Origin of the sequence: Micromonospora sp. D75 (assembly GCF_018070405.1) — a bacterium.
In the GTDB taxonomy this organism is placed as follows: Bacteria; Actinomycetota; Actinomycetes; order Mycobacteriales; family Micromonosporaceae; genus Micromonospora; species Micromonospora chalcea.
The window spans coordinates 1-2,276 of the sequence record NZ_JAGPXV010000799.1 but is presented as its reverse complement, the minus strand read 5'-3'; the positions used below and the strand labels follow the sequence as shown (position 1 = coordinate 2,276).

The following is a 2,276-nucleotide window of genomic DNA, read 5'->3' as shown; positions in this document are numbered from 1 at the left end:
GTGTCCAGGGGTCCTCGGGGTCGCCGTCGGGCTGCGAGTGCACCGCCACGCTCCGGGTTCCGGAGCCGTCGGCGGCGCCGACGCGCACCTGCACGCGGATCGCGCCCGGGTTCGGCAGCACCAGCGGCGCGGCGACGGTCAGTTCCCGCACCCGGGAGGCGCCGACCTCGTCGCCGGCGCGCACCGCGAGCTCGACGAGGGCCGTGCCCGGCAGCACCACGGCGCCGCCGACCACGTGGTCGGCGAGCCACGGGTGCGTGGACGCCGACAGCCGGCCGGTCAGCACCACCTCGTCGTCGCCGGCGAGCCGCACCGCCGCGCCGAGCAGCCCGTGCCCGGCCGCGCCCAGCCCCGCGCCCGACACGTCGCCGGTGGCGGAGCGGTCGAGCACCGGCCAGAACCGGTCCCGCTGGAAGGCGTACGTGGGCAGGTCGACAGGGGTGGCGCCGGAGCCGGCGAAGACGCGCGACCAGTCGACGGGCACGCCGGCGACGTGCAGCTCGCCGAGGTTGGCCAGTAGCTGACGCGGCCCGTGCCCGTCGCGGCGCAGCGAGCCCACCACCACGCCGCCGTCGGCCTTCCGGTCGAGCGCGTCCTGCACGGCGATCTTGAGTACGGGGTGCGGGCTGACCTCGACGAACGTCCGGAAGCCCCGCTCGATCAGCTGGTCCACGACCGGCGCGAGCCGGACCGGCTCCCGCAGGTTGCGGTACCAGTAGTCGGCGTCGAGCCCGGCGGTGTCGATCGGCTCGCCGGTGACTGTGGACTGGAAGGGCACGGTGCTGGAGCGGGGGTCCACGGTGCCGAATCGGGCGATCACCTCGTCGCGGATCGGGTCGACGTGGCCGCTGTGCGCCGCGAAGTCGACGGCGATCTGCCGGGCGCGGACGTCGCGCTCGGCACAGTGCGCGAGCAGTTCGGCGACCGACGCCGAGTCGCCGGCGACCACTGTCACGGCGGCGCCGTTGAGGGCGGCGACGGAGAGGCTGCCCCGCCACGGCGCGATGAGCCGCTCGGTGTCGGCGGCCGGGAGCGGCACGGAGACCATGCCGCCGCGACCAGCGATCGACAGCAGGCCGTGGCTGCGCGCCACGACGAGCCGTGCGGCTTCGGCGAGGGTCAACGCGCCGGCGACGCAGGCCGCGGCGAGTTCCCCCTGCGAATGCCCGATGACGGCGGCCGGTTCGACGCCGCACGCGCGCCAGAGATGCGCGAGGGACACCATGACGGAGAAGAGCGCGGGCTGGACCACGTCCACCCGGTCCAGGGGCGGCGCGCCGGGCGCCTGCCGCAGCACGTCCCCCAGGTTCCAGTCGACCAGCCGGGACAGCTCCTCGGCGCACTCGTCCATCCGCTGCCGGAAGACCGGCGAGGTCTCCATCAGGTCCAGCGCCATCGAAGTCCACTGGGAGCCCTGGCCGGGGAACACGAAGACGACCTTCGACGCGGCGTCCACGCCCGCCGGGGAGGTGTCGCCGTCGGCGAGGGCGGCCAGCCGGGCGAGCGCGTCGTCCCGGCCGGTGGCCACGACGACCGCGCGGTACGGGTGGTGCGCCCGCTGGGTGGCCAGGGAGAAGCCGAGGTCCCGCGGGTCGAGGTCGGCGTCGCCGGCGAGCCGTTCGCCGAGGCGGGCAGCCTGTGCCCGGAGCGCGCGGGGGCTTCTGCCGGAGACCGGCAGGGGTACGGCGGCGGGCCCGACCAGGCCGGGAACGTGCCCCGCCGGCACGGGCGTCGGGGCCGGCTCGCCGGGTGCCTGCTCGATGACGGTGTGCGCGTTGGTGCCGCTGATGCCGAACGACGACACGGCGGCCCGGCGCGGCCGGTCGACGGCGGGCCACGGCCGGGCCTCGGTGAGCAGTGCGACGGCTCCGGCACTCCAGTCGACGTGGGGCGAGGGCTCGTCCACGTGCAGGGTCGGCGGCAGCACGCCGTGCCGCATCGCCAGCACCATCTTGATCACGCCGGCCACCCCGGCCGCTGCCTGGGAGTGGCCGATGTTCGACTTGATCGAGCCGAGCCAGAGCGGCTCGCCGGCGGCACGGTCCTGGCCGTAGGTGGCCAGCACCGCCTGCGCCTCGATCGGGTCGCCGAGGACGGTGCCGGTGCCGTGCGCCTCGACCGCGTCCACGTCGGCCGGGGCGAGCCGCGCGTTCTCCAGGGCCTGGCGGATGACCCGCTGCTGCGACGGGCCGTTCGGGGCGGTCAGCCCGTTGGACGCGCCGTCCTGGTTCTCGGCGGAGCCGCGCAGCACGGCGAGCACCCGGTGCCCGTTGCGC

At 76.2% G+C, this 2,276-nt stretch carries 1 protein-coding gene; it reads right to left on the bottom strand.

Features of this window, described 5'->3' with window-relative positions:
- Positions 1–2,276 (bottom strand): type I polyketide synthase (locus tag KBX39_RS29195; RefSeq protein WP_210873617.1); only part of this gene is annotated, 2,276 nt, incomplete at both ends.